The organism is Robertmurraya korlensis NBRC 107688 (genome assembly GCF_001591645.1).
Lineage (GTDB): Bacteria > Bacillota > Bacilli > Bacillales > Cytobacillaceae > Robertmurraya_A.
Map to the genome: position 1 here is coordinate 137,727 of NZ_BCVH01000011.1, position 23,328 is coordinate 161,054.

18 protein-coding genes and 1 riboswitch are annotated in these 23,328 nt (G+C 41.1%); of the genes, 16 read left to right on the forward strand and 2 right to left on the reverse strand.

Annotated features, from left to right (window positions below):
* Positions 1-118: 118 nt before the first annotated feature.
* From BKO01S_RS15535 to prfB, 13 genes are all read left to right on the forward strand, one after another.
* Positions 119-688, forward strand: a complete 570-nt coding sequence (locus tag BKO01S_RS15535) for a chromate transporter (RefSeq protein WP_066055955.1) — start codon at positions 119-121, stop codon at positions 686-688.
* Positions 685-1,215: a chromate transporter gene (locus BKO01S_RS15540; RefSeq protein ID WP_066055960.1), complete on the forward strand. Its 531-nt coding sequence runs from the start codon at positions 685-687 to the stop codon at positions 1,213-1,215. The genes BKO01S_RS15535 and BKO01S_RS15540 overlap by 4 nt, the downstream gene beginning before the upstream one ends.
* A gap of 98 nt (positions 1,216-1,313) precedes the next feature.
* Positions 1,314-2,147 carry a DUF1028 domain-containing protein gene (locus BKO01S_RS15545; protein WP_066055962.1) on the forward strand — a complete coding sequence of 278 codons (834 nt, stop codon included), beginning with the start codon at positions 1,314-1,316 and terminating at the stop codon, positions 2,145-2,147.
* Positions 2,148-2,399: 252 nt separating this feature from the next.
* Positions 2,400-2,487: riboswitch (cyclic di-GMP riboswitch) on the forward strand.
* An 87-nt stretch (positions 2,488-2,574) separates the two neighbouring features.
* A complete protein-coding gene (locus BKO01S_RS15550) occupies positions 2,575-8,232 on the forward strand; it encodes an OmpL47-type beta-barrel domain-containing protein (RefSeq protein WP_066055965.1) in 5,658 nt (1,885 codons plus the stop codon).
* Between the two features lie 228 nt (positions 8,233-8,460).
* Positions 8,461-9,450 (forward strand): LacI family DNA-binding transcriptional regulator, encoded by a 990-nt coding sequence (locus tag BKO01S_RS15555; protein ID WP_066055968.1) that lies wholly within the window; start codon positions 8,461-8,463, stop codon positions 9,448-9,450.
* A gap of 1 nt (position 9,451) precedes the next feature.
* Positions 9,452-10,360 carry a ribokinase gene (rbsK, locus tag BKO01S_RS15560; protein WP_084362106.1) on the forward strand — a complete coding sequence of 303 codons (909 nt, stop codon included), beginning with the start codon at positions 9,452-9,454 and terminating at the stop codon, positions 10,358-10,360.
* Positions 10,357-10,752: a D-ribose pyranase gene (rbsD, locus tag BKO01S_RS15565; protein WP_066055969.1), complete on the forward strand. Its 396-nt coding sequence runs from the start codon at positions 10,357-10,359 to the stop codon at positions 10,750-10,752. The genes rbsK and rbsD overlap by 4 nt, the downstream gene beginning before the upstream one ends.
* A gap of 1 nt (position 10,753) precedes the next feature.
* Complete coding sequence (locus tag BKO01S_RS15570; RefSeq protein ID WP_066055971.1) at positions 10,754-12,250, forward strand: sugar ABC transporter ATP-binding protein; 1,497 nt, start codon at positions 10,754-10,756, stop codon at positions 12,248-12,250.
* 1 nt (position 12,251) lies between these two features.
* Positions 12,252-13,196, forward strand: a complete 945-nt coding sequence (locus BKO01S_RS15575; protein WP_066055975.1) for an ABC transporter permease subunit — start codon at positions 12,252-12,254, stop codon at positions 13,194-13,196.
* A gap of 30 nt (positions 13,197-13,226) precedes the next feature.
* Positions 13,227-14,162 carry a ribose ABC transporter substrate-binding protein RbsB gene (gene rbsB, locus BKO01S_RS15580; protein ID WP_066055981.1) on the forward strand — a complete coding sequence of 312 codons (936 nt, stop codon included), beginning with the start codon at positions 13,227-13,229 and terminating at the stop codon, positions 14,160-14,162.
* A 330-nt stretch (positions 14,163-14,492) separates the two neighbouring features.
* Positions 14,493-15,581, forward strand: a complete 1,089-nt coding sequence (locus tag BKO01S_RS15585) for an SEC-C metal-binding domain-containing protein (protein WP_066055984.1) — start codon at positions 14,493-14,495, stop codon at positions 15,579-15,581.
* Positions 15,582-15,715: 134 nt separating this feature from the next.
* A complete protein-coding gene (secA, locus tag BKO01S_RS15590; protein WP_066055987.1) occupies positions 15,716-18,232 on the forward strand; it encodes a preprotein translocase subunit SecA in 2,517 nt (838 codons plus the stop codon).
* A 279-nt stretch (positions 18,233-18,511) separates the two neighbouring features.
* A protein-coding gene (gene prfB, locus BKO01S_RS15595) for a peptide chain release factor 2 (protein ID WP_157077389.1) occupies positions 18,512-19,616 on the forward strand; the annotation gives its coding sequence in 2 pieces (ribosomal slippage) (positions 18,512-18,583 and positions 18,585-19,616; 1,104 coding nt in all).
* A 43-nt stretch (positions 19,617-19,659) separates the two neighbouring features.
* Here prfB and BKO01S_RS15600 read toward each other — a convergent pair.
* Positions 19,660-21,213 carry a glycine betaine uptake BCCT transporter gene (locus tag BKO01S_RS15600; protein WP_066055995.1) on the reverse strand — a complete coding sequence of 518 codons (1,554 nt, stop codon included), beginning with the start codon at positions 21,211-21,213 and terminating at the stop codon, positions 19,660-19,662.
* Between the two features lie 244 nt (positions 21,214-21,457).
* Here BKO01S_RS15600 and BKO01S_RS15605 point away from each other — a divergent pair, with 244 nt between their 5' ends.
* The 3 genes from BKO01S_RS15605 (at position 21,458) to cccB (ending at position 23,177) form a co-directional block, all read left to right on the forward strand.
* Positions 21,458-21,763 (forward strand): hypothetical protein, encoded by a 306-nt coding sequence (locus BKO01S_RS15605; protein ID WP_066055999.1) that lies wholly within the window; start codon positions 21,458-21,460, stop codon positions 21,761-21,763.
* Between the two features lie 180 nt (positions 21,764-21,943).
* Positions 21,944-22,807: a YitT family protein gene (locus tag BKO01S_RS15610; protein ID WP_066056004.1), complete on the forward strand. Its 864-nt coding sequence runs from the start codon at positions 21,944-21,946 to the stop codon at positions 22,805-22,807.
* Between the two features lie 52 nt (positions 22,808-22,859).
* Positions 22,860-23,177 (forward strand): cytochrome c551, encoded by a 318-nt coding sequence (gene cccB, locus BKO01S_RS15615; protein WP_066056007.1) that lies wholly within the window; start codon positions 22,860-22,862, stop codon positions 23,175-23,177.
* A gap of 54 nt (positions 23,178-23,231) precedes the next feature.
* On the opposite strand, the gene BKO01S_RS24010 is transcribed toward cccB, so the two are convergent.
* Positions 23,232-23,328 (reverse strand): IS3 family transposase (locus BKO01S_RS24010; RefSeq protein WP_157077390.1); only part of this gene is annotated, 97 nt, incomplete at its 5' end.

The window sequence follows — 23,328 nt, forward strand, 5'->3', positions numbered from 1 at the left end:
TTTAAGTATTTTGTTTCGATTTTGTGAATATCTCGATTTCCGAAATAAATAGTTACCATAATCACGGTTATTTGGTATGATAAAGCTATCTGAATTTTTATAATTTAGGAGGAATGTTATGAAGCACGTACACATTTTTATTGCTTTCTTCCGCTCAGGAATCTTGGGCTATGGTGGAGGGCCATCATCAATTCCTCTTGTAAAAAAGGAAGTTGTCGATACGTTTCAATGGATGGACTCGGATGAATTTGGTGATGTATTAGCCCTTGGAAATGCGTTACCAGGTCCAATAGCTACTAAGATGGCGGGGTATATTGGTTATCGCGTAGGTGGAATCCTCGGTATGATTAATGCTCTTTTCGCCTCTACTCTTCCAACCATTTTGTTAATGATTGTTTTGCTAAATGTATTAAATACATACAAGGATGAGCCATGGGTCCGCGGCATGTCGATGGCGGTCGTGCCAGTAGTTGCAGTTATGCTCGCTACATTGACATGGGATTTTGTAAAAAAATCTTCTACCTCTAGTCTTGGGTGGGGTTGGACTTTGTTGTTTGTCGTTGTCTCCCTTGTGTTGTTTGAATTATTAAACGTACATCCTGCAATCATAATCTTTGCTTTACTATTAAGTGCGTTATTAAAAAAGGATCCAGAGAATTCTAAAGAAAAGGAGAAGACGTCCGCATGATTTATTGGAGTTTATTTTTGGCGTTTTTTATCCCGGGAATTCTCGGTTATGGTGGGGGACCTGCGTCCATTCCTCTAGTTGAAAATGAAGTGGTGGATCGGTACGGCTGGTTATCAGTGAGCGAATTTAGTGAGGTGCTTGCGTTAGGCAATGCTTTACCAGGTCCTATCGCAACGAAAATGGCCGGTTATATTGGTTATGAAGTGGGCGGGATTTTTGGGGCAGTGATTGCCGTCTTTGCTACTGTGGCACCATCGTTAATCTTAATGGTCACTCTACTTGGTTTGTTGATGAAGTTTAAGGAATCTCCAAAGGTGAAGCGACTTACTGTGTTGGTTCGACCTGTCATCGCTGTATTGCTAGGCGTCATGACGTATGAATTCTTTTTCTCCTCATATGAAGGAGTAGGCATCTGGCAGACAATCGGGATTGGTGTCATTGCCTTTGTGTTAATGGAGCGGCTGAAGGTTCATCCGGCATACGTTATTGCCGGTTCGTTGATTTATGGTGGAATTTTCTTAGGGTAGAAAGGAATCGTTTCTCCTTCCGTATGCTGGTGTTCCAATTGCAACAAAGGCTTACTTTAGGTGAAACGATCCTTATTTAGTATTAGGGAGGAAGAAACATGACGTTTTCAATCGTAGGCTATGACCCAAAGGAGAAAGAATGGGGAATTGCGGTGCAATCGAAGTTTTTAGGCGTGGGGGCCGTAGTCCCGTTCGCGAAGGCAGGAGTCGGGGCCGTTGCAACACAATCTTACGCGAATACAGCTTATGGTCCGGAGGCATTACAGCTGTTTTCAGAAGGGAAGTCTGCGGAAGAGGTCATCGAAATTATTACATCACGTGATGAGGACAGAGATCTCCGCCAGGTTGGAGTCATCGATGCGAACGGACAAGCAGCGACTTTTACCGGTGAAAAATGCTATGACTGGGCAGGTGGAGTGACTGGAGAGAATTTTGCCGCACAGGGGAATATATTAGTAGACGAGAAGACCGTACAAGCAATGGCAAAAACGTTTCAAGGGACAAGCGGAACATTAGCCGAACGCTTACTAGCTGCGTTGAATGCGGGTCAAGAAGCGGGTGGAGATAGTCGTGGTCAGCAATCAGCAGCCTTGTTAGTTGTAAAGGAAGCGGGCGGTTACGGGGGGTACAATGATCGCTATATTGATCTTCGTGTTGACGACCATCCGGAGCCGATTAAAGAACTAATTCGTGTATTTGGTTTGCAACAGCTATACTTTGCTCCTCCAAAGCCAGAGCGAATTGCCTCGATTGAAGGGCATGTAAAGGAAGAGTTGGTTGCTTGCTTAAGACGTCATGGCTATTTAGAGTTGTATGTAGATGAGGACAGTGTTCACAAGGCGCTTACTCGTTATATACATACGGAGAACTTTGAAGCGCGTGAGTTAGAGCGTGGAAAAATTGACTTGGACGTACTTGATTTTATGAATTAGCAATAGTTAAGCATAGCCCCCAGCAATGGGGGTTTTTATTTTATACTGGTATGTTGTGGACGATGGGAGATAACAACAGGATCATGCGGAAATACCTAGCGTATCATAAAAATAAAGTGGTATAATTGAACTAAATTTAGGTAGTTAATCCTAAATAACTCCCGTTAACTGCCGATAATAGATTTGTAACGCAAATGTTTGGAGGTGAAATACTTAGTAATAGATGTTTTTCAAAAATGATTGTACTTAATGAAGTGAAAAGGGCAAATCACGGGAAACTGTGAGACGCAAAACTAAGAGGGCCTTACCGCAGAATTGCGAATGGCAGCCAGTTACCACAAGAAATCATAGATTGTTTTTCTATGAACCTTTCTTATGGGGTTCTTTTTTATTTGCCTTTTTTAACATGAAAGGTAGGGTGAATTTTATGTTGAAAAGAATGTTTAATGTTCCAGTCCTTGTAGTTGTTTTTATGCTTACCTATCAGCTACTTGTCCCAATTGGTAGTATAAGAGCTTCTGCAGATACTGGAACTATGCTTCCTCCTAGTAATCTAGCTTATCAATCAATTACTCCAGATGACGGAAAGCTAACTTGGAGTGCTGTATTTGGAGCAAGTGGATATCAAGTTTATGAAATTAAAGACGGACAGCTTATAGCCCTTGGGAAAACGACAGGTACCTCGTATGAACTTAAAGATTTGCTAGAAGGCTCATATAGATATGTAGTTTCTACTTTATCTAGCCAAGGGGAGTCTGGTCCATCTGCCCCGGTAAGCGCAGAAATTAGTTACCCTGAAATGCAAACACCAACAGCCTTTGCAGCAACGATTCAAAATGGGAATGACGTTGTATTGCGCTGGGAAACTTCTTCTTATGCGGAGAATTACAATATCTATCAGGTGTTAGAGAGTGGTGAAAAGTCACTTGTAGCATCTACTAATGCACAGATGTACAGTTTTTCTAATGTGGATGAGGGTGTTTACTTTTACGCGATTTCTTCTAATCACCAACTTTATGGGGAATCAGTAGTTTCATCCCCAATAAGTATTGAAGTGGTAAAGCCGGAAATGAAAGCTCCAACGAATCTTTCTTTTACAATTGCTAACGTGACCGATGTTACATTGAAATGGCAAGCAGCAGAGTTTGCAGATAGTTATAGTATATATTCAGTAAACAACGGACAGTCAGAATTGCTTCAAATAGTTACCGGTACAAGTTTTACACTTAAGAATTTACCTGCAGGTGACTATGTCTATCAGGTGTTTTCAAATAGCTCACGTTTTGGAAGATCTGTAGAAGGCAGCGAGGTTGCTTTTTCCGTTCAATCTATCGAGATGGTTGCTCCTGAAAATGTAACTGCTAAAATTCAAAACACAAATGATATAGTCGTTAGTTGGACCGCAGTACCGTATGCGACAGGATATAAAGTGTATCAAATTGTCGATGGTGAAAAAGTGCTAAAAGGAACGGTAACAAACACTTCATACTCTGCGTCTATGTTACCAGGTGGAGACTACCTGTATGAAGTTCATTCATATAGCGACCGTTTTGGAGAGTCTGAAAAGGGCTCGCAAGTTACTTTTACGATTGAGACAGTAATAGTCAATCCACCCTCTGAGCTAACGTATAAAATTCAAAATGGTAATGATATTGTTTTAAGCTGGAAAGCAGCTGAAAATGCTACGAATTATAAGGTTTACCAAGTGGTTGGAGACCAAAAGGTATTAAAGAGCACGGTAACAGGAACAACGGTTAGCTATACTAATATGCCAGCAGGGAATTACAAGTATGAAGTTCACACAAATAGCAATCGATTTGGAGAATCAGGGGAAAGTGCTGTTGTTTCCTTTGTCTTAGATCAAGTAGTGTTAGAGACACCAGGAAACGCAAGATACGAGATTAAAAATGGAAATGATTTGTATCTGCACTGGGATTCAGTAGAGTTTGCTAATAGTTACAAAATCTATCAGGTAGTAGAGGGGAAGAAGGTTTTAAAAACAACAGTTTCTTCTTTAGCTACAACTTTAACTAATCTTGCCGCAGGAGATTATAGATACGAGATCTATGCGTATAACAGTAGATTTGGTGAATCACCTGTGGGAGCTGTTGTAGACTTACCATTAGTACATCCCGAGATGAAGGCACCTGCAAACGGAACTTATACCATCACAGGTCCAGCTGCATTTACGTTAAATTGGGACACAGTAGAGTATGCAAATAGTTATAAAGTCTATCTAGTTATAGATGGCAAGAAAGTTTTAAGAAGTACCGTTTATACAAATAAAGCTTCCTACACAAATATAGCACCAGGTGAGTATCAATATGAGATCTATTCATATTCCTCTCGTTTCGGTGAATCAAAAGTGGGAACTTTTATCAAGTTCACTTTAAGTGGAGAAACACTAGCTACTCCAGAAAATCCAAACTACACCATTAGTAATGGAAATGACATTACATTGAAATGGAATGCGGTACAGTACGCAAATAACTATAAAATCTATCAGTCGGTTGATGGAGAAGAAGTGTTACTAAAAACAGTTACGGGGACGAGTACAATATTAACCAATGTGGCAGAAGGTGAATTCCGTTACAGCATTAAGGCTAACTCTACTTTATTCGGTGAATCACCTGAAGGAGCGTTAGTAGAGGGGACTTTAGTGCATCCTGACATGGCTATGCCTGAGAATGCTAGCTACACGATCTCAAATGGAAATGATATAACTCTTAAATGGAACGGTGTTCAGTACGCAACAGCATACCAAATCTACTTAGTGGTCGATGGAGAAAAGCAGTTTGTTCGTAAAGTAACAGGAACAACCAGCACTTTTGCAAACATGCCAGCAGGTGATTATGAGTACGTCGTTCACTCTTATAGTGATCGTTTCGGAGAGTCAGTAGAGGGAAGCCAGCTTGTGTTCAAATTAGTACATCCAGTAATGCAAGCGCCAGCAAATCATACAGAGTCAATTTTGAATGGAAACGATATTAAGTTAAATTGGGATGCCTCAACCTATGCAACCAATTACAAAGTCTATCAAAAAGTTGATGGAGTATTAGAATTACTAAACACACTTCCAGCAACCACGAGAACCATTACATTTGCAAATATGCCGGAAGGAGACTATGAATACGTGGTGCATTCCTATAGCACCCGTTTCGGGGAGTCCCCAGTGGGACGTAAGCTTGTGTTTACATTGGTACATCCAGTAATGCAAGCACCAGCAAATCTTACAAAGTCAATCTTGAATGGAAACGATATTAAGTTAAGTTGGGATGCTTCGACGTATGCAACCAATTACAAAGTTTATCAGAAAGTTGATGGAGAATTAGAATTAATTAATACACTTCCATTAACAACGAGAACGATTACTTATACGAATATGCCAGAAGGTGATTATGAATACGTCGTTCACTCCTATAGCAATCGTTTTGGAGAGTCACCAGAGGGAAGTAAGCTTGAGTTCCCATTGGTACATCCAATTATGCAAGCCCCAGTCACTTTAACAAAAACGATATTGAATGGAAATGATATTAAACTAAACTGGGATGCTTCAACGTATGCAACCAATTACAAAGTTTATCAAAAAGTTGATGAAGAATTAGTATTACTCAACACTTTTCCAGCAACAACTAGAACCTTTACATTTACGAATATGCCAGAGGGTGACTATGAGTATGTCATTCACTCTTACAGTAACCGTTTCGGGGAGTCACCAGAGGGAAGTAAGCTTGAGTTCCCATTGGTACATCCAATTATGCAAGCCCCAGCAAAATTAACGAAATCGATAGTAAATGGAAATGATATTAAGTTAAGCTGGGATGCTTCAACATATGCAACCAATTACAAAGTCTATCAAAAAGTTGATGGAGAATTAGTATTATTAAAAACACTTCCAACAACCACGAGAACAATTACTTATACGAATATGCCAGAAGGTGACTATGAATACGTCGTACACTCCTATAGCAGTCGTTTTGGAGAGTCACCAGAAGGAAGTATTCTTGCTTTTAACCTTACTTGGCCAGTTGTACAGGCTCCAGTAGTAAGCAATAGAGTTGAAAATGTAAATAATTTTACGTTGTCGTGGCCAGCTGTTACTTGGGCAGATGAATATCGCGTGTACAAAGTAACGGGTTCAGAAAAGGAACTGGTTTACAAAGGAAAAACGCTAAACCATAAAGTATATAACTTATCAGAAGGTGTTCATTCATATGAGGTAACCGCCTTGAGTACTCGCTTTGGGGAATCTGTACCTTCAAATACGATTGAGGAAACAGTTGTTTATCCTGTAATGGGAGTTCCTGTCGCTAGCTTAAAGCTTCTAAGTGATACGAGTGCAAGAATCACTTGGGATTTCGTTACTTATGCTAATGGATACAATATTTATGAAGTGATTGATGGTAAGCCGGTACTAGTTGCGAAGAATATTAATAATCTTTCTTACACTATTAATAATCTGACCTATGCTAATCACTTATATTATGTAACTTCTTATAGTAACTCTTTTGGAGAATCTAAGCCTTCTGAAACCGTCTTAGCCAAGCTGATCATTGATGAAGAGGCACCTGTCACAACAGTGAATGCTCCAACTGGGTGGGTTAATCAAGATCAGTTAGTTGAATTAACAGCAACGGATAATGAAGTGGGCGTAGCTCATACGTATTACTCATTAAATGCTGGACCAATCGTTGAAGGAACATCAGTTTTAGTAACACAAGAAGGTATCAATAAAATTGTCTATAACTCCATTGATAAAGTGGGCAATATGGAGGAAGTAAAAACTGCACTAGTGAACATTGATAAAACAGCTCCAATCACACTAGTAAATGAGATCCCTACAGCTGCACAATCCTATACAGTTGAGTTAACTGCAAGTGATGGATTAAGTGGAGTGTCAAAAACTTATTACTCACTTAACGGGTCAGAGTATGTAGAAGGTACGTCTATTGCAGTTACTGATGAAGGACTAAACAACATCTCTTACTATTCAGTGGATGCTGCAGGTAACAAGGAAGCAAGTAGAATGGTTGAAGTGAATATTGACCAAACAGCTCCAACTACTACAGCTGACCTTCCGACTACTTGGGTGAAGGAAGATGTAAATGTTACGTTAGTTGCTACTGATGATAATAGTGGAGTAGAAACAACCTATTATTCTATCAATGGATCTGACTTTGTAGAAGGTACAAGTCTTTTAGTAGATAAGGAAGGAGTTAATACAATTTCTTACTACTCAGTGGACCTAGCTGGAAACAAGGAAGATATGAGAACTGCTGAGGTGAAGCTGGACAAGACAGCACCGATAACTGTTTCGGATGTATCGGACAAGTGGTCAAAGGATTCTGTCTTGGTTTCTTTATCCTCTGAAGATAAACATAGTCAGGTTATATCAACATTCTATTCAATTAATGGAGCAGAGTATGTGGAAGGAACGACATTTACTGTAGATAGAGAAGGGGTTAACTATGTTTCTTACTACTCCGTTGACGCTGCAGGAAATGTAGAGGAAGCGAAATCAGTTGAAGTAAAGATTGATAAAACAGCTCCAACTCTTTTACTTGGTGTAAAAGGGGAGTATGAGTTAGGGGAAACCGTTACTTTAAACTACCTAGCAAATGATGATTTATCTGGAATAGCGGTGGAAGAAGTAACATTTAATGGTCAAACCTATAAAAAGGGAGATCAAGTGACGTTAAATCAGCCGGGTGAGTACAAATTAAGTGTAAAAGTGACAGATGCCGCGGGTTGGTCAACAGTCGTAGAGAAATCAATTGTAGTATATATTCCAGTTTCTCTTGAGGTATTACCTCGAGTGATCAAAGGAAACAAAGGAATCTTTACGGTAAAAGCAACTTTACCAAAAGAATTTCAATCCTACACATTTAATGTCTCAACCGTAACATTAGATGGTGTATCTCCTATTACAGATAATAACGGTTTGTATAAGCAAGCTGAAAAAGGACATTTCAAGTTTGAACGTTCAGACTTCACTTGGACTCCAGGAGAAGCACAGCTTGAATTACGAGGATATGTAGGAACGTATTTAGTAGTTGGAAAAGCATCAGCAATTGTGAAGAAATAAAGTGTTAAGGAAAGGACTTCTTGAGAGAGAAGTCCTTTTAATATAGATAAGAAAGACTGATTAACAGTGTAACAAAGTATTATATTTATGATTGACAACCTAAACGGTAAGCGTTTACAATATGTGTAACGGGTTACATATAAACCATATCAATGTTAGATTATTTTTTTATCCAATGTGTAACCGGTTACACATACATTACACAGTTGGAAACTTGGGGTGAAGTAATTGAGTACAATCAAGAAGGTTGCAGAAGAAGCGAAGGTCTCAGTTGCAACTGTATCCAGAGTGTTAAACAGCACGGGCTATGTAAATGAAGAAACACGAAAGAAAGTGTTAAAGGTCATTGAGGAATTAGACTATAAACCGAATTCAGTAGCACGTAGCCTTTTTAAAAAACAATCCATGACAATTGCATTAATTGTCCCGAATATAACGAATCCTTTCTTCCCAGAGGTGGCAAGAGCGATTGAGGATGTTTTAAGCAGTAAAGAGTATACATTAATCTTATGTAATTCTGATGATAACTCAGAGAAAGAAAAGAAATACTTTGAGGTCATGAAACAAAAGTATGTCGATGGCGTGATTGTTGTGACATCTACATTAACCCCTCAGTACATAGAGGAAAAGGGTATTCCCATTGTTGCAGTTGACCGATTCATTGATCCATCTATCCCTTGTGTATCGGTAAACAATATGGAGGGTGCGAAGAGAGCTGTTCAATACTTAAAATCAACAGGATGTAAAAGAATTGCCCATATCCGTGGTCCTAAAAACATTACAAGTGCGGAAGATCGTTACCTCGGGTACTTGCAGGAGGTAGAAAGTGAATATTGGTTTGAAACGGACTATGTACGATGTGGAAACTTCAATATAGACCAAACCATTGAGGTTACGAGAAAGCTGTTAGAAGAAAACCCAGATGTTGATGGAATTTTTGCCGGAAATGATATGATGGCCGTCGGCGTCATAAAAGCGGCTATGCAGCTTGGAAAAAGAATTCCTGAAGACCTCTCTGTTATTGGTTTTGATGGAATCAGTCTCTGTAAGATGACCAATCCAGAAATAACAACCATTGCCCAGCCGATCTATGAAATTGGTTCCGTAGCAGCCCAAACGCTATTAGATCTCATTGAGGGTAGGGTAATTGAAAAGAAGCATTACCAGTTAGAGGTGACGATAAGTAAAGGTCAATCAACGAAAACAAGAGGTGAATGAATTGAAAAAGAAGGTATTGGTTATAGGAAGTATTAATATGGATCTTGTTACGAAAACAAGCAGAGTACCAAAGATCGGGGAGACATTGATCGGAGAAGCCTTTTTCACCATTCCAGGTGGAAAAGGAGCCAATCAAGCGGTGGCTGCAACGAGACTTGGAGCGGAGGTAACGTTGATTGGCTGTGTAGGTGAGGATGCTTTTGGAAACCAGTTGACGGAAGGTTTAACGAAGGAAGGAGTTATTACCTCTTATGTGAAACCGGTTACACATACGACGACAGGGACAGCGTCCATCACCTTATCCAACGGTGATAACAGCATTATTGTTGTTCCTGGTGCGAATTTCGCTGTTACTCCTGAATATGTACAAAGCTTTGAACAGGTCATTGCTGAAAGTGATATCCTGCTGCTCCAACTGGAGATTCCACTAGAAAGTGTGATTGAGGCAGTGAATATCGCCAAACAGCATCACGTAAAAGTAATTTTAAATCCGGCTCCGATTCAGACTTTACCAAAGGATTTATTAGAGAAAGTCGATTACATCACACCAAACGAGCATGAGCAAGAATTATTATTGAACTCACCAGAGTTAACAGAGGAAGAACTAAAATCAGTCAAAGCAAGGTGTATTGTTACCAAGGGATCAAAGGGAGTCATGCTGTATCAGGATGGAGTAGAAAAAGAGATTCCTAGTTTCGAAGTAGATGTGGTTGATACAACGGGAGCTGGAGATTCCTTTAACGGGGCACTTGCGTTGTCCCTAAGTGAAGGAATGTCACTAGAGGAAGCTTGTCAATTTGCTAATGCTGTCGGGGCATTATCTGTCACTAAGCTTGGGGCTCAGGGAGGAATGCCAACAAAAGCAGAGGTAGAAGAGTTTCTTAAAAGCAGGAAGGGTGAAGATAAATGAAAAGACAAGGAATATTAAACAGCCATATATCAGAGGTATTATCACGACTAGGTCATACAGATACCATTGTGATTGCCGATTGTGGGTTGCCCATCCCTGATGAAACGATTCGTATCGATCTTTCCTTAAAACAAGGCACTCCTAATTTTATAGATACGTTAAAGGTACTTTTAGAAGATATGGTGGTTGAAAAAATCACGCTAGCAGAAGAGATACATGAAAATAACCCTGAGGTAAAACAAGAGATTGTAGATCTATTCCAACACCAACCGATTACATATGTGTCCCATGAAGAATTTAAAAAACAAACCAAACAAGCAAAAGCCGTGATTCGTACGGGTGAGATCACACCATACGCCAATATTATTCTACACGCAGGAGTGACTTTCTAATATGACACAACAACCTTTAGTTCAGATGCGCGGAATTAGTAAAGCGTTTTCGGGTAACAGGGTGTTAGAAAATGTAGAATTTGAGATTTTACCAGGGGAAGTTCATGCGTTAATGGGCGAAAATGGAGCGGGCAAGTCGACGTTAATGAAGATTTTAACTGGGATTTATGAAAGAGATGCTGGAACCGTGTTTGTTAGAGGAAAAGAGGTTCATTTTAAAAATACAAAAGAAGCTGAGTATACAGGAATCGCTGTTATTCATCAGGAGCTTAATATAATCCCTTATCTATCGGTTACAGAAAATATGTTTCTTGGAAAAGAATTAACGATCGGGAAGACCGGGATTATTAAGTATAAAGAAATGAAGACCAAAACAAGGGAATATTTACATCGTCTCGGTATAGATATTGACCCAGATGTGGAAACAGGTACTCTTTCGGTCGGTCAACAGCAAATGATCGAGATTGCTAGAGCGGTTGCAGCTAATACCGAGGTTCTAATTATGGATGAGCCGACAGCTGCTTTAACAGATAGAGAAATCCATGCTCTATTTCAAGTCATTAACTCCTTAAGAGAACAAGGAGTAGGAATTGTTTATATCTCTCACCGAATGGATGAAATCTTTGAAATCTGTGACCGTATTTCTGTTCTCCGGGATGGTCAGTTTATCGGAACGAAGGCGATTCCAGAAACCAACTTTGATGAGATTGTCAAAATGATGGTAGGGCGCCAATTGGGTGAGCGTTTTCCAGAAAGGGTGACGGAGCTAGGGCCTACTAGATTACAAGTCGAGAATGTAACGAGCAAAGGAAGCTTTGAAGATATTAGTTTCACCGTTAAACAAGGGGAAATCCTCGGTGTAGCAGGGTTAATGGGAGCAGGTCGAACAGAGATTATGGAGGCCATTTTCGGATACCGCTCGATTTCAAGTGGAAAAGTGTTGATTGATGGAAAGGAAACCAACATTAAATCTCCTTACGAGGCGATTCAGCATGGAATTGGCTTTATTACAGAGGACAGGAAGAATGAAGGGCTCGTTCTAGGGCTATCTGTTCGAGAAAACTTTACGTTAACCAACTTCGCAAGCGTTTCGAATAAGGGTGTCATCTCTGCGAAAAAAGAAGAAGATTTTGTAGAGGATCTGATCCAAAAGCTGCACGTAAAGACAGCGAGCCAACATTTATCGGTTAAGTCATTAAGTGGTGGAAATCAACAGAAAATCGTGATTGGAAAATGGTTAGGCATTAAACCGAAGATCTTAATTTTAGATGAGCCAACACGAGGAGTTGACGTGGGGGCAAAGAAGGAAATTTATCAATTAATGAATGAACTGACAAAACAAGGTGTTGCGATTATTATGGTCTCTTCGGAGTTGCCTGAAATATTAGGGATGAGTGACCGAATTTTAGTTATTCATGAAGGAAGGGTATCAGCGACTCTGTTAAGAAACGAAGCAGATCAGGAAAAAATCATGCAAGCAGCAACTGGAGGGAATTAAAATGAAAGCGTCCTCATTAAAGGTGTTCAATCTTCAAAAATTAGGGCCGTTAATCGGATTATTTATTATCACGTTCGTTTTAGCAATTGTCAGTGATAATTTTATGACGGTTGATAATATCTTAAATGTTATGCGTCAGGTATCCATTAATGCACTTATTGCATTTGGTATGACCTTTGTTATTTTAACCGGTGGAATTGACCTATCTGTTGGTTCAATCCTGGCATTATCTTCTGCGATAACTGCTAGTTTACTAGCTGGAGGAATGGATCCGATTTTAGCGATATTGATTGGGTTATTGGCAGGAGCGATCATGGGTGCGATTAATGGATTCATCATTACCAAAGGGAAGGTTGCTCCATTCATTGCCACACTCGCTACCATGACGATTTTTAGAGGGTTAACTTTGGTGTATTCAGATGGACGACCGATTACCGGACTATCTGAAAGTGCTTTATTTGAAATGATGGGGAAAGGGTATGTGTCTTGGATCCCGGTACCCGTGATTTATATGATGGTCGCATACGGAATCTTGTACTTTATTTTAAAGAAAACAACATTTGGCCGAAGAGTGTATGCGATTGGTGGGAATGAGGAAGCAACCATTCTATCCGGCATTCGTGTCGATCGAGTGAAAATCTGGATTTACTCGATCACTGGTCTTTTATCTGCATTAGCGGGGATCATTCTCGCTTCACGATTGAATTCATCTCAACCGACAGCAGGAGCTTCCTATGAATTAGATGCCATTGCAGCAGTTGTACTAGGCGGAACGAGTCTTTCTGGCGGACGAGGTTGGATTTTTGGAACGTTAATAGGTGCTCTAATTATTGGGGTATTAAATAATGGATTAAACATCATGAATGTGAGCTCCTTTTATCAACAAGTGGTTAAAGGGGGTGTCATTTTACTTGCCGTCTTACTAGATCGAAAAAAAGCAGCATAAACCATTCAACTATTATTAGGGGGTCTTTATATGAAGAAGATGTTCAAAGGTTTCGTATTCCTTGCGATGTTTATGATTTTGTTAGCTGGCTGTTCAACAGAGCCACCAGGTTCTTCTAAAGAGGCAAAAGAAGCGAGTGGAACGAAAAGTGATGCGATTAAAGTCGGTCTTTCTATATCAACTCTAAACAATCCGTTCTTTGTGACATTAAAAGAAGGCGCTGAAGAAGAAGCAAAGGCACAAGGAATTGACATCGTAGTGGTAGATGCACAAAATGATTCAGCAAAGCAAGTAAATGATATCGAAGATTTACTGCAACAAGGGGTGGACGTCTTGCTTGTTAACCCAACAGATTCAGCAGCCGTAGTGGCAGCGATTGAATCTGCTAACAATGCAGATGTACCAGTTATTACGTTAGATCGAAGTGCTGAAGGCGGAGAAGTCGTTTCACATATTGCTTCTGACAATACCGCTGGAGGAAAGATGGCTGGGGAATTTATTCTAGAACAAATCGGAAATGAAGGAAAAGTAGTTGAAATCGAGGGGATTCCAGGTTCATCAGCCGCACGTGAACGCGGGGCAGGTTTTCACGAAGCAGTAGATGCAGTAAGCACATTAGAAGTTGCTGCGAAACAAACAGCTGATTTTGACCGTGCTAAAGGATTATCAGTTATGGAAAATATTCTTCAAGGAAACAAAGACATTCAAGCAGTATTTGCTCATAATGACGAAATGGCTTTAGGTGCTCTTCAAGCAATTGAAGCAGCAGGTTTAAAAGATGTAGTGGTAGTTGGATTTGATGCAACGGAGGATGCAGTCAAGGCGGTAGAAGACGGAAGAATGACAGCAACGGTTGCACAAAAACCAGCACTTATTGGTCAGAATGGAATCACAGCTGCGATTAAAGTAGCGAATGGGGAGACTGTAGAAGAGTTTATCCCGATTGAGTTAGAACTAGTAAAATAATAGCCCAGCACTTCTTCCTAAGTGAAGAAGTGTTTTTTATATGGAAAAACTCCACCCATTTTCTTCCGAATAGCTTTTGTATTTGGACAGAATCGTTTACACTAAAGGGTAAGAGATTTGGATAAAGGCTATGTCCACATAGATTGTTGTTAAAATCTAAAAGCCGATTTTAACGTGGAAACTAGCTATTTTGTGCTTGAAATTAAGAATGCAAGCTCTTTTCTTACAATTGGAGTCTATTTTGCTATGTATTGTAGCTCAGGTTAAGCGTTTTTTATCTCCAAAACAACAAAGTTTAAGAAAAGAGCCTTGATAAAGAAGGAGAACCGAATGGCAGCATCATTTAACCGAAATGCCCCATGTATATGTGGGAGCGGGAAAAAGTATAAAAAATGTTGTGGCTTAAAAGAAGCCATATCGATAAACTCATTAATTGAACGTGAGATTGAGCAAATTCAGGCAAAAGTGATTAGTGATGTCGACTATATGTATGGCGATGAAATCGATGAAGATTTTGATCGGTATGTTCTTCCAGCACTTGTTGACGATGAAAAAGAAATAGAGTTTTTTGGATTTATTCACACGGTGTGGTTCGCACTTTTCAAACAAGTGAATCAAGGACAAACGTTTTTACAAGACTTCATTAATCACCGTGATAAAACGGTTACAAGAGCGGGTTTGCGAGACATCGTTGCTTCCTGGCATAGCCCGCGACCAGTGGCGGGGAGAATGCTCGAGCTAACCCCAGCCAGTGTGGAGATGAAGGACACGCTGACGGATGAGCATCTTCATATTAAGCTTCTTCAGCCATCAGCGGCCGAGCCGAACTCCTTCATTTTCGGATTTATTGTTCCTTATCGCGATGAGTGGATCTTTTTCCCGACCTTCTTTGACCTTGAAGGTGAGTCCGATCAAAGGGATGAGGAGTTTATCAAGCATGAGTTCGCTGAGAGTAAATACGATGATCCGATCGAGTTTTTGAAAAATCAGCTCCTGTATGTGATGAACGAAATTCAGTTTTTATCAGCTGAAGTAAATACTGATAACTTTAACTGGCCACTTCCGGTTCACAAGGTGATTGCTGAGCTATTAATTGAAGAATTTAAGAGCTACGGTTCTCCTCCGGAACTAACAGGAACGGGAATCGCCCTTTGGAATCGTTATTGTCAAATCAAGCCGAAGCAGGTGAAGAACAAATCTGTGTACATAGCGGCTGTTCAGTATGTGGCAATGGAGGTTCACCCGTTGGTGGATTTGACGATCAATGAGTTTGCCTTAGAGACGGGGGTATCTTCTACTAGTCTTGGAAGAATCGTCAAGGACTTAAAGACCACGCTAACTCCTGAGTTACGAGAGCTACGAGCGTTGATATTAGAAGACCTACAGATTGAACTGGAAGAGGACGAGTATTTAAAGTAATACTCTCTGACTCTTATTGGCACTGAGTACCCAAAAGTGATAAAATAAAAGGTAAACATTCGAATAACGAAGCTTCGCCATGCAAGCTGGCGATTTTTTTACATAATAGCCATTACCAAAAAGGAGCGTTCTAAATGCTTGGAATGTTAAATAAAGTGTTTGATCCGAATAAAAGAGAATTAAAACGCCTGACAAAACTGAGTGAAGAGATTGAAAAACTGGCACCAAGGATGGAAGCATTAAGCGATGATGAGCTTCGTGCTAAGACGGAGGAGTTCAAGTCTCGTTATCAAGGTGGAGAGTCACTGGACGATCTGCTTGTTGAAGCGTTTGCGGTTGTGCGCGAAGGGGCCAAGCGTGTTCTTGGACTATACCCGTACCCTGTTCAGCTAATGGGGGGCGCGTCTCTTCATGAAGGGAACATTTCCGAGATGAAGACAGGTGAAGGGAAAACGTTAACGTCTACGATGCCCGTGTATTTAAACGCCTTGTCTGGAAAAGGTGTTCACGTCGTAACGGTGAACGAATACTTGGCTAGTCGTGATGCGACGGAAATGGGTCAGCTTTATACGTTCTTAGGCTTAACAGTTGGTCTAAATACGAACGGTCTTTCAAAAGAAGAAAAGCAAGCAGCTTACGCTTGTGATATCACGTATTCAACGAATAATGAACTTGGATTTGACTATCTTCGTGACAACATGGTTCTGTACAAAGAGCAAAAGGTACAGCGTCCGCTTTTCTATGCGGTAATTGACGAAGTGGACTCGATCCTTATAGATGAAGCACGTACACCATTAATCATTTCTGGTTCTGCCCAAAAGTCGACAGCTCTTTATATTCAAGCGAATGCATTCGTTCGTACACTGAAAAAAGAAGAAGACTACACATACGATGAAAAAACAAAGGGTGTTCAGCTTACAGAAGACGGAATCAACAAAGCGGAGCGTGCCTTTGGGATTGAGAACTTATTCGACATCCGTCATGTAGCATTGAATCACCATATCGGACAAGCGCTTAAAGCTCACGCGAGCATGCATTTAGATGTGGACTATGTCGTTCAGGAAGGCGAAATCGTCATCGTTGACCAATTCACGGGTCGTCTGATGAAGGGCCGACGTTATAGCGATGGTCTTCACCAAGCAATTGAAGCGAAGGAAGGTCTTGAAGTTCAGAACGAGAGCATGACGCTTGCTACGATTACGTTCCAGAACTACTTCCGTATGTATGAAAAATTATCAGGTATGACGGGTACGGCGAAAACAGAGGAAGAGGAATTCCGCAACATTTACAACATGAATGTTGTTGTTATTCCTACGAATCGTCCGATTGCTCGTGATGACCGTGCCGATTTAATCTACGCAACGATGGACGGAAAATTCCGTGCCGTTGTAGAGGATATTGCCGAGCGAAACAGCAAGGGTCAACCAGTACTTGTTGGTACCGTTGCAATCGAAACTTCTGAATTGATTTCCAAATATCTTTCTAAAAAAGGTATTCGTCATAATGTATTAAACGCGAAGAATCACGAGCGTGAGGCAGAAATTATTGCGGAAGCAGGTCATAAAGGTTCGGTAACGATCGCTACTAACATGGCTGGTCGTGGTACGGACATTAAGCTTGGTGAAGGTGTGAAAGAAGTTGGCGGATTAGCTGTAATTGGTACGGAACGACACGAGAGCCGTCGTATCGATAACCAGCTTCGTGGACGTTCTGGTCGTCAAGGAGATCCAGGGGTAACGCAATTCTATCTTTCTATGGAAGATGAGCTGATGCGCCGCTTCGGATCAGACAACATGAAGGCAATGATGACACGCCTTGGAATGGATGATTCTCAGCCGATCCAAAGTAAAATGGTATCAAGAGCCGTAGAATCCGCACAAAAACGTGTAGAAGGAAACAACTTCGATGCGCGTAAGCAGCTTCTGTCTTACGACGATGTACTTCGTCAGCAGCGTGAGATTTTATACACTCAAAGAAACGAAGTTCTTGAGTCTGAGAACTTACGAGAGATCGTAGAGAAAATGATTGAAACGGTCGTTAGCAGAAGCGTAGAAGTTCACACACCAAGCTTTGAGGACCGCGATAAGTGGAACCTACAAGGAATCATTGACTATGTGAACGGAAATCTTCTTTACGAGGGTGACGTAACGGTTGAAGACCTTCGTGGCAAAGAGCCAGAGGCAATCTCTGAGTTAATCCTTGCTAAAGTGAAGGAGCGCTACGACGAAAAAGAAGAGCAGCTTTCATTCGAGCAAATGCGTGAATTCGAAAAGGTTGTTGTGCTTCGTGCAGTTGACTCGAAGTGGATTGACCACATCGATGCAATGGATCAGCTTCGTCAAGGGATTCACTTACGTGCGTACGGTCAAATTGACCCACTTCGCGAATACAACCACGAAGGATTTGCAATGTTTGAAAGCATGATCACAGCCATCGAAGAGGATGTAGCGAAGTACGTCATGAAGGCTGAAATCCGCAACAACCTGGAGCGTCAAGAGGTTGCAAAGGGTCAAGCGGTGAACCCGAAGGAAGACGGCGATAAGGCAGTTAAGAAAAAGCCTGTAACAAAGGCACTTGACGTTGGACGTAACGACCCATGTATCTGTGGAAGCGGCAAAAAGTATAAAAACTGCTGCGGAAGCCTAGACTAGTGGCAAAATAAAGGGTTTAGTGGTTGGATTTGGAGATTTCTTGGTTGAAATTGCAGTTGTTTTCGAGGAATACTTGCGATTTTAGTAATATATTTGCGATTCTCAGGAATTACTTGCGATTTTAGTAATATATTTGCGATCCTCACAAAATACTTGCGATTCGCAACACAGCTCCCAATTCAACCAAACACAAACATAGAGGGTCGGTAGCAACGGAATCTACCGTCCTCTTTTTATGGAATACGATTATATTAAAATTCTTATAGAGGTGGCACACACATGGAATTAGCGGATATTCGCAATGAGCTTGAAAAAACAGCTAAGAAATTAGCGGACTTTAGGGGGTCTCTTTGACTTAGAAAACAAAGAGGCACGAATTGCGGAGCTTGACGATGTCATGCTTCAACCAGAGTTTTGGAATGACCAGCAGGCTGCACAGGCGGTTATTTCGGAATCAAATGCATTAAAGGATCAGGTACATGAATTTCATGACCTATACGAAGTGTACGAAAACTTAGATCTAACCTATGAACTTGTTCGTGAAGAAACAGATGAAGAAATGCAAAACGATCTTGCAACTGAGTTGAAGGAGTTTTCTGAGCGTCTTGCTCAATTCGAACTTCAGCTGTTATTAAGTGAGGAATATGATAAAAACAACGCGATCCTAGAGCTTCACCCAGGTGCGGGTGGAACCGAGTCGCAGGACTGGGGTTCGATGCTTCTTCGTATGTACACTCGCTGGGCAGAGAAGAAAGGCTTCAAGGTGGAAACACTGGACTACCTACCAGGTGATGAAGCGGGGATTAAAAGTGTTACTCTAGCCATCAAAGGCCACAATGCCTACGGCTACCTAAAAGCAGAAAAAGGGGTACATCGTCTCGTTCGTATTTCACCGTTCGATTCATCTGGTCGTCGTCATACTTCCTTCGTATCTTGTGAAGTTATGCCGGAGTTCAATGATGAAATTGAAATCGATATCCGTACAGAGGATTTGAAAATTGATACGTACCGTGCGAGTGGTGCGGGTGGACAGCATATTAACACGACTGACTCTGCCGTTCGTATTACCCACCTTCCGACCAACGTGGTGGTAACGTGCCAAACGGAGCGTTCACAAATTAAAAATCGTGAGCGTGCGATGAAAATGCTACAAGCTAAGCTTTATCAGAAAAAGATCGAAGAGCAGGAAGCAGAGCTTCTAGAAATTCGTGGAGAGCAAAAGGAAATCGGATGGGGCTCACAAATTCGCTCCTACGTCTTCCACCCATATTCGATGGTAAAGGATCACCGTACCAATACAGAAACAGGAAATGTGCAGGCGGTTATGGACGGAGATCTGGATATCTTCATCAACGCCTACTTACGTTCGAAGTTAAGTCTATAAAAACAAAAGCCTTCTAAGCACACTTGCTTAGAAGGCTTTTTCACTATAACTCACTCTCTTTTAAAAGCTCATCTAGTTTTTTATTGCGCTTTTTCTCAATCCTCTTCTGCTCACGTACTTCCTCATTTAAGGACTTACTCAAGGATACGACCATAAATACCATAATCACGGCAAATGGCAAGGCGGCGACAATGGAAGCGGTTTGAAGTCCATTCAACCCACCACTCCACAACAACACCGCAGCGATGCTTGATTGCAGAAAACCCCATATGATTTTAGTCGAATTCGCCGGATTCAACACCCCTTTGGACGTAAGCATTCCTAAAACTAACGTAGCCGAGTCGGCAGAGGTAATGAAGAACGTAATAATTAACAATGTAGCTAAGCCAGCTAAAATGGTTCCGAGTGGGAATTGCTCTAAGGTGATAAAGAGCGCAGTTGTTACGTCGTTACTCACGGCATCGACAATTCCTCTGTTTTCAAAAAGCTCAAAGAAAAGCGCAGAGCCTCCAAAAGCTGAGAACCAAATGGTACCAAACAGTGTAGGGATAAGTAATACCCCTAGGACAAACTCCTTGATGGTTCTTCCTTTAGACACGCGAGCAATGAACGTTCCGACAAATGGCGCCCACGAAATCCACCATGCCCAGTAGAATAAGGTCCAAGCGCCTACCCATGTTCCTTGTGTAAAAGGAGATAATCGGAAGCTCATCTGAATGATGTCTCCTAAATAGCCCCCAATCGTAGTGGTAAAGGCATCAAAGATAAAGGAGGTTGGGCCAACGATAATCACAAATAATAAGATTCCGACAGCCAGTCCTAAGTTCATGTTACTTAAATAACGAATCCCTCTATCAAGCCCTGTGGTGGCAGAAACCATATAAAGGACGGTGACAATAGCGATAATTATCATTTGAATGGTAGTGTTGTTTGGTATTCCCATTACATGGGAAAGGCCACTGTTAATTTGAAGTGTCCCTAATCCTAGTGAAGTCGCCACACCAAACGTCGTAGCGATCGTAGCAAATGTATCAATTCCTTTTCCAATCGGACCCTCGACCCGATTTCCAAGAAGAGGACGAAAGGTGGAACTGATCAGTCCAGATTCTCCTTTTCTAAACTGTGAATAAGCTAGTCCAAGGGCAATGATGCAATAAATCGCCCATGGATGGAGACCCCAGTGGAAAAAGGAGTATCGTAACGAATAACGAGCTGCTTCTGCTGTTTGCCCCTCTGCCAAATCTAGCGGGGGATCAATATAATGAGTAATGGGTTCAGCGACTCCCCAAAAAACCAGTCCAATCCCCATACCTGCAGAAAATAGCATAGCGAACCATGAAAAGTATGAGTATTCGGGCTCATCATCATCCTTCCCAAGCTTGATTTTCCCATATGGTCCAAATGCCAAGTATGCCGCAAATACTAAAAAGATAAAGGCAGCTAATAGGTAAAACCATCCAAAAGCCCCTGTTGTAAAGGCGAGTGCCGCAGTTGCAGACGCTGCCAAGTTCTCTGGTGCAAATAGTCCCCATAAAACAAATAAACTAATAATAATGACGGATATGTAAAATACCGAACCAAGTTTTTTTTCATTCATGCAATCATCCTTCCTACAGTTCATTCCCATTTAGTATATAATGTTTCTATTTATTCATTCGTATGTCAAGGGATACGATTGAGAGGAAGGAAAAAAGCGGTAAAATTAATACGAAATGCCCTTGATAGATAAAAGGATTTCAAAAATAATAAAGAAAGGCTTAAGAAATAGGCACATTGCTAATTTTTTGATATCATTATGAAGGGAATGCGAGCAGTGCTAGACAGAGGTGAAATGAATAGTTATGATTAACGAGCAATCCATGCTCTATCTAACAGATAAACTCCGCAAAGAGGATGAACTGGTGGAGCTAAAGTATGAATATTATAAACGACTTTTACGTGACGAATTACGTACATATAAACAAATTAAAGTCCCTACGAAAAACTACACCATCTCCAATGAGGAATTTGTTGATTGGTCCATTGAGCTTCTATCACCACAGGAGCTACACGATGTCATTATGATGATTCGTTATGCGAAAATCCGATCCACCAACGTTCGTCCTTTTCTAGAAACGATTGCTGTTGGAATCGTCAATAAACAGTAATAAGACCGTGCATGTTACATGCCCGGTCTTATTTGTATGTTTCTATAGGGAAACTCACATATTAATAAGAAGGTTTTTTAGCCCTTTAACACGTTGGTACAGTGGCATTTACAACCTTTTTGCTCCATGCTATACTCGCCTAGTTATTGAAAAGAGGTATTGGTAAAGGAGACACGGTTTATGAATCGAAAAAAGACATCTGGGGTCCATCCGAAGGTAGAAGTATTATTAGAATACATATATGTATTAATTGGATCCGCTATCGTGGCGGTTGCGTTTAACTTATTTTTATTACCCAATCAAATCGCTTCTGGTGGAGTCAGTGGGATATCGACCATTCTATATTCCCTGTTTGGATTTGAACCAGCTATTGTTCAATGGACTTTTAATATTCCTTTATTTATTGCTGGGGTTCTTTTGCTAGGGAAGAATTTTGGTATGAAAACACTAGTAGGAACGATTTTTCTTCCCTTGGTCGTTTTTTTAACAAATCAAACTGAGCCTTGGACGAATGATCCCTTGTTAGGTGCCTTGTTCGGAGGAATCGGAGTGGGTCTTGGGTTAGGCATTGTGTTCCGTGGAAAAGCGTCAACAGGTGGGACGGATTTGGCGGCTCAGATTATTAATAAATACACGGGGCTCACACTTGGAACATGCGTAGCGATTATCGACGGGTTAATTGTCCTGTCTGCTGCGATCGTGTTTGATATTGAACGCGGCTTGTATGCATTGATTGCCTTGTATGTAACAACAAAGACAATTGACCTCGTCCAAATTGGTCTTGGGCGCTCGAAAATGGCGATGATTATAACGAACCAACAGGCGGAAGTACGCGAAGGCATACTGAATAAAATCGACCGTGGTGTGACAAAACTATCAGCATACGGTGGGTATACGGATCACGAGCGGCCTATTCTTATGTGTGTGGTTGACCAAACAGAGTTCACTAAATTGAAACAACTAGTAAAAACCATTGACCCATCTGCATTTGTCATCGTTATGGATGCCTCCGAGGTGCTCGGTGAGGGTTTCAAACGAGCCTAGTATTGGTATAATATTACCGACTATGTATTTTTTTCCTTAGGGGGGAGTTTGGATGAAAAAGAAGCTTCTTGCAGTATTGATGGGATCGCTATTTGTACTAGCTGCTTGTGGTGGTGGAGAAGAAGCAAGCGATGACACGGCGACAGCTACTGGGGGAGACGCTGAAAAGCTATACGGGCAAAAATGCTCAAGCTGTCACGGTGGAAACCTTGAAGGTGGAGTAGGGCCAAAGCTTGATGCGATTGGTGCTAGTCTATCAAAAGAAGAGATTGAACATGTAATTGCCAATGGCCAGGGCGCAATGCCGAAGGGACTTCTCGAAGGTGCAGATGCTTCGACCGTTGCAGAGTGGTTAGCTGGAAAGAAATAATTTGTGATGAAAAACGTCCTGGTTGAAGTGAACCAAAAAAGTTAGACAAATATTCTATGCGACCTGTTGGACATGAGTCCGGTATTCAATCGGACTCATGTCTTTTAATTTTCCTTTCATCCGTACATTGTTGTAATAGTAAATATAATCG